The 4,945-nt window shown below is 71.7% G+C and carries 9 protein-coding genes; all 9 read right to left on the bottom strand.

What is annotated here, in order from left to right:
- Positions 1-82: 82 nt before the first annotated feature.
- Positions 83-874 (bottom strand): hypothetical protein, encoded by a 792-nt coding sequence (locus tag AB0D93_RS41280; protein ID WP_362131840.1) that lies wholly within the window; start codon positions 872-874, stop codon positions 83-85.
- An 80-nt stretch (positions 875-954) separates the two neighbouring features.
- Positions 955-1,122 carry a hypothetical protein gene (locus AB0D93_RS41285; RefSeq protein WP_362131843.1) on the bottom strand — a complete coding sequence of 56 codons (168 nt, stop codon included), beginning with the start codon at positions 1,120-1,122 and terminating at the stop codon, positions 955-957.
- A 158-nt stretch (positions 1,123-1,280) separates the two neighbouring features.
- Positions 1,281-1,541 (bottom strand): hypothetical protein, encoded by a 261-nt coding sequence (locus tag AB0D93_RS41290; protein WP_362131845.1) that lies wholly within the window; start codon positions 1,539-1,541, stop codon positions 1,281-1,283.
- Positions 1,538-2,089, bottom strand: a complete 552-nt coding sequence (locus AB0D93_RS41295; protein WP_362131848.1) for a hypothetical protein — start codon at positions 2,087-2,089, stop codon at positions 1,538-1,540. The genes AB0D93_RS41290 and AB0D93_RS41295 overlap by 4 nt, the downstream gene beginning before the upstream one ends.
- A 168-nt stretch (positions 2,090-2,257) precedes the next feature.
- The gene (locus tag AB0D93_RS41300) at positions 2,258-2,596 is read right to left on the bottom strand and encodes a hypothetical protein (protein ID WP_362131851.1); all 339 of its coding nucleotides are present in this window, start codon (positions 2,594-2,596) and stop codon (positions 2,258-2,260) included.
- Between the two features lie 80 nt (positions 2,597-2,676).
- A complete protein-coding gene (locus AB0D93_RS41305) occupies positions 2,677-3,078 on the bottom strand; it encodes a hypothetical protein (protein ID WP_362131854.1) in 402 nt (133 codons plus the stop codon).
- Between the two features lie 323 nt (positions 3,079-3,401).
- Positions 3,402-3,851, bottom strand: a complete 450-nt coding sequence (locus AB0D93_RS41310) for a hypothetical protein (RefSeq protein WP_362131857.1) — start codon at positions 3,849-3,851, stop codon at positions 3,402-3,404.
- Between the two features lie 80 nt (positions 3,852-3,931).
- Entirely contained in the window at positions 3,932-4,288 is a 357-nt protein-coding gene (locus AB0D93_RS41315; RefSeq protein WP_362131860.1) for a hypothetical protein, read from the bottom strand.
- Between the two features lie 149 nt (positions 4,289-4,437).
- Positions 4,438-4,806: a hypothetical protein gene (locus AB0D93_RS41320; protein WP_362131863.1), complete on the bottom strand. Its 369-nt coding sequence runs from the start codon at positions 4,804-4,806 to the stop codon at positions 4,438-4,440.
- Positions 4,807-4,945: the final 139 nt, after the last annotated feature.

Raw genomic sequence — 4,945 nt, forward strand, 5'->3', positions numbered from 1 at the left:
GGCCCGGGGCGGCCGCCGCCACTTGGCGGGGGGGGGGGGGGGGGGGGCGGGCCCCCCCCCCCGCCCCGGGGTGGTCTGGCCGTCAGCTCTTGGAGCGCTGGCCGCGCTCCTTGAGCTCCTTCATCGCCTGTCCGCGGGCGCTGCTGGCGGGGCACGGTCCGAGCAGCTGCGTGAGCAGCTGGCGCAGGGCCTCGGTGTCGTCGGTGCGGCGGGCCCGCTCGGCCTGCTTGAGCAGGTCGTCGGCGGCGTCGGCGGTGGTCGGATGGGTGAGCTGCTGGCACGGGCAGGCGGTGACGGGCTCCCCGACGAACGCGGCCACCTTCCCGGCCTGCTCCTCGAAGGGGATGCATCCCTCATGCCTGTACTCGGGCCGCGGGGTGTTGTCGTTATTGCGGCCGCGCAGGTGGCTCCACCAGCGGACGACGACGGTCCCGGACAGTTCGCAGGTGAGCGTCCACGGGTTGTCAGCGCCCGGGTAGCCGGTGACCTTCCCGTCGCCGTCCCGCGGTGTCCACGCCAGTTCGGCGAGGCGTCCGAGCGCGATGGCGGCACTGATGATGTTGCGCCGGGTGGGCTTCAGCTTCGGGGACAGCCACGGGACGATGCCCGCCTCGGCGGCCGGGGGCCCGGCCGGTGCGGCCGACGGGTCGACGGAGCCGGAGTCGACCAGGTCGACCAGGTGCGCGGCGGCGGCGTGCTTGTCGTCGCGGCGGGTCTCCTCCGGCTGGCCCGGGACGACGGCGTACCAACCGCCGTGCCAGCGGTAGATGTGGCCGGTCGGCTTTCCGTCGACGGCGACGGGGTAGCGGCCGTCCGCGTCGCGGTCGCCGATCTCGTAACGCTCGGCTGCTGTGGTGGCGTCGGTCGTGGTCAAGGTGGTTCCTCTCGTCAGGGACGGGTTTCGAGTGGGGCCGGGGGCGGTGGTGCCATCCGCCGCCCCCGGCGGGCTGGGTTCTACCAGCCGGGCGGGACGGGCTCCTCGAACGGCGAGGGGGCCTCGATCTCGCGGGTGTATCCGCCGTGAAGCTCCTCGTCGTAGTTCTCGCACTCGGGGTCGCAGGGCTCCCCCTCGTCCGCCCCGCATTCGATGCAGGGGTCTTCGAGGTCTACGTACGCAGCCATCGGGCCGCCTTCCAGGTCGGGTTTCGAGTGGTGGTGTCAGTCGGGGTGCCACCCCCTCCCAACAAGGACAACATTACCAGCTTTATCCCCGATCTCCAAGCGTGGAAGTGCCTTTGAACAGGCGTTTTCCTGCTTGGCGGCCCGATGGCGTTCGGTACTCAGTCCGAGGGTGTACCGATCGGGGTTTCGGTGACCCCGGTGCACCCGAGGTGGGCGAGCAGGGGGTCCTTGAGATCCTTGTACACGCCGTCGGCGTGCAGGTTGCACAGGCGCAGACGCTGGGTGCGGCGCTCGGCGTAGGTGATCGTCAGCAGCCTGACGGCGGTGCCGCCCGCGGCGCCGCACGCGCCGCGCTGGTTGGTGTAGGCGTACGACTCGCAGCCGACCCACCCGCGCAGACGCTCTACCGGGGCGCTCACGCAGCGCCCCCGGTGACGGCGGGGAGCGTGAGGTCCTTCCACTGCTCGCCGTCCCACACCTGCCAGACCTCGGGTGCGGGCTGGTGCTGGGCGAGGTCGCGGGCGAGGTGGCCCATGTACGGGTAGTCGCCCCGGGCGAGCCAGACCGACGGGACCTTGGCGACGACGGTCACCCCGTGCCACTCCCCTCTGTCGAGTCCGCGCAGCAGGCTGGTGCGCTGCCGCTTGCACCGCGCGGCCTCCTGGGCCAGGTCATGCTGGTCGACGAGGAGTTCGTAGACCCGCTCGGCGCTGATGGGCCGCCCGTTCAGGCGGCAGGCGTCGGCGAATTCCTCCATCACCTGCCGGTCCTTGGCGGTGTGCTGGAAGAACCAGGTGCCGCCGCCGGTGCCGCCGTTCTCGATGACCCCAAGGCAGTAGTCGCCCTCGTTGACGGTCGCCCGGAACGCGATGCCGTTGCGCGTGGTCATCTGCTCGAAGTCGGCCAAGTGGTAGCGGGTGTGCGGGACTTCAAGGCCGGTGAGGGGCAGGGTGATCAGTTCGGTCATGGGCTCTCTTCTCGTGTCGTGCGGACCGCCGGGGTGGCGGTACGGGAATCCAGCGGCGCGCGGTGCCGGCCACCGACGGCGTGCCGTCGGCTGTGGCCTTGCTGACCGCCGTGGCGCGCGGCCGCGCCGGGGCCCGGGGCCTGTCGGCGCGGCCGCGCGACGCGGTGGTCAGTTACGGTGCTCGCCATGCGGGCCGTTCGGGCCCTCGAAGATGACGTTGACGTGGGTGCGCTCGCGGGTGATGCGGTCGGCGTCGGGCCGGGTCTGCCACTCGCGCGGGCGGTCGGCCACGGCCTGGAGCGCGGCGGCGCGGGAGCAGTCGCATCCGGTCTGGTCGCAGACCGGCAGGACGGTGTCCACCGTGTAGACCGGGGTGCAGAACGGGTCTCCGTAGGCGGCCAGATGGTCGTAGTAGTAGATCCGGCCGGTTTCCCTGCGGACGGTGTCGGCGTGGGTGCGGCGGTGGTGCTCGGCAAGGGCCCTGCCGTACGCGCGGGCGGTCTGCATGTGTCCTCCTGGTGCCGGGTTTCGAGTGGGGCCGGGGCGGCGGTGCCATCCGCCGCCCCGGGGTTGGTGTCGCCTCGCGGTTACGCGTCGGCGAGGGTGAGCGGGACGTCGCGGCCGATCGCGGCGGCCAGTCCGCGCTCGCGGGCGAGGTTGTCCAGGCCGTCGCTCAGTTCGCCGTTGATGGTGTGGCAGCGCAGGTATCGCGCGCCGAAGCCGTGGGACCAGATGGGGAAGCCGTTGGCCTTGAACCGGCTGTCGATGATCCAGTGGGTTTCGTCGACCAGGCGGGAGAGGAACTGCGTCTCGGCTTCCTCGCCGTCCACGGCGATCTTGAGCTGGGCGTACAGGCCGATCAGCTCCATGCCGAAGAGTCCAGACTCCTGGTGGCGCTTCAGCTCGATGACGGTCCCGGTGAGGGTGTAGGTGCCGTCCTCGTCCTTCAGGGTGACGGTGATGACCTGCGGGTCGGTCTGGGTGGTCACGGGTTCCTCCGTGGGTTCGGTGTGGGTTTCGAGTAGTGGTGCCGGTCGGGGTGCCACCCCCTTCCAGCAAGGACAACATTACCAGAATTGAGCCGGAAACGGAAGCAGGAAGCGGGGTTCTACCAGCGGTTTTCCTGGCCGGGGCGCGCCCCCATGCGCCCCGATTGCGGGCGCACTGGGGTGCGGGGCCGGCTACCTGGTCGGCGCCCTGCTTCCGGGAGGGCGGGCGACCGGCGCGGCCGGCGTCGGGACCACTGCGGGCCGTCGCGTCCCGCGCTGACTGGCGGACCGGGACGGCGGCGGTCCGCCGCCCCGGTGGCCGGTCAGAGGCGGGCCCAGTGCCCGGGGTCGGCCTCGACGGCTGCCTGATGGGCGCGCACTGCCTCGATGGTCCCTTCCGTGACCACCCTGTAGTGCGCCTCGTGCACGGCAACGTGCAGCGCGATGTAACGGGCCAGCTTTTCGCGGTCGGTGCCGCCCCGGCCCATGTACCGGGGGCACTCGTCGCAGATCACGCGGTACACCGGCACCTGTCCGACCTCCTCGCCGCGCGTGGCGCGGCGGGGCGCGGTGCTGCCGGGGAGCCACCACGCGTGGGCGGGCGGCGCGGGGTGCTGTGCCGCGTGCTGCCGGACGTCCCAAACGTGCTGTTCAAAGTCGTCAGTGACGGGGCCGAGCCACTGCGGGCAGTGGTCGCATACCACGTGATAGAGCGGCGTGGTGTCGACGATGCGGGCATATACGGCGAACGTGGGGGCGGCACTGGTGGGCATACTCGGGGCCTCTCTCGCGTCAGGTGGGGTTTCGAGGGGGCCGGGGCGGCGGTGCCAACCGCCGCCCCGGCGGGGGTAGATCAGCTGACGTCCCAGTCCACGCGGCGGCGGGTGACGGGGGTAAGGGTCCGCTCGTGGCGGAGAGCGTGGCGGCGGGCGGGATCGCGCCGGTACGGGGCCGTGGCGAGCGCCGCGCGGACGGCGGCGCGGTCACGGCGGTGCGCGGCCTTCTGGTACGCCTTGCGCTTGCCGGGGGTGTCCTGGGCCTGGCCACGGGCGACGGCGCGGGCCGTGAGCTGCGGGTGGCCGTCCTCGTCCCGCGCGGCCGTGGTGAGGATGCCCTTCCGGGCGGCGGCCCGGTCATCCGTGCCCAGCAGGCGGGCGGGGTTGCCCTCGCTGGCGGTGCGGTAGCGGCGGTGGTGGTCGGTACGGGCCACGGCGTCCCTCCGGTGGTGCGGGTTTCGAGTGGTGGTGTCGGTCGGGGTGCCACCCCCTTCCAACAAAGACAACATTACCAGAATTGCACCGGAAACGGAAGCGGAAAACCGGGTCTGATCTGGGGCTTTCCGCTCCCGTATCGGGTTGCCTATGCGGCGTAGCGGTAGACCGGTCGGTCCTCGCCGGAGGCCTGGGGCGCACCCTCGGGGGCGACGCGCACGGTGACGAACTCGCCGTCGTACGGCTCGGCGGCGAACCCCTGGGCGGCCGCCCACTCACGGGCGGCCTCTGCCGCGCCGGTCGCCTCGCCCTCCTCGTACGCGACGACCATCACGACGTCCGGCCCGTAGAACAGCGTGGCGTCGTACCAGACGTTCATCAGGGCGTCGCGGATGCCGTCCGGGTCGACGATGGCGGCGGGCGTGACGACGATGCGCTGGACCGGCTGCGGGTGAGGCTCCGGGTGGAGGTCGCAGATGCAGGTGAAGAACTGGGGGGCGCGCGTCGCGGTGGTCATGGCCTCTGCCTCCGGTGGTGCGGGTTTCGAGTGGTGGTGTTGGTCGGGGTGCCACCCCCTTCCAACAAGGACAACATTACCAGCGTTGGGCCAGAATTGGAAGCGGGAAAGGGGGTCTGACCAGGGTTTTTCTCGAAAA

The organism is Streptomyces sp. NPDC048191 (assembly GCF_040652655.1).
In the GTDB taxonomy this organism is placed as follows: Bacteria; Actinomycetota; Actinomycetes; order Streptomycetales; family Streptomycetaceae; genus Streptomyces.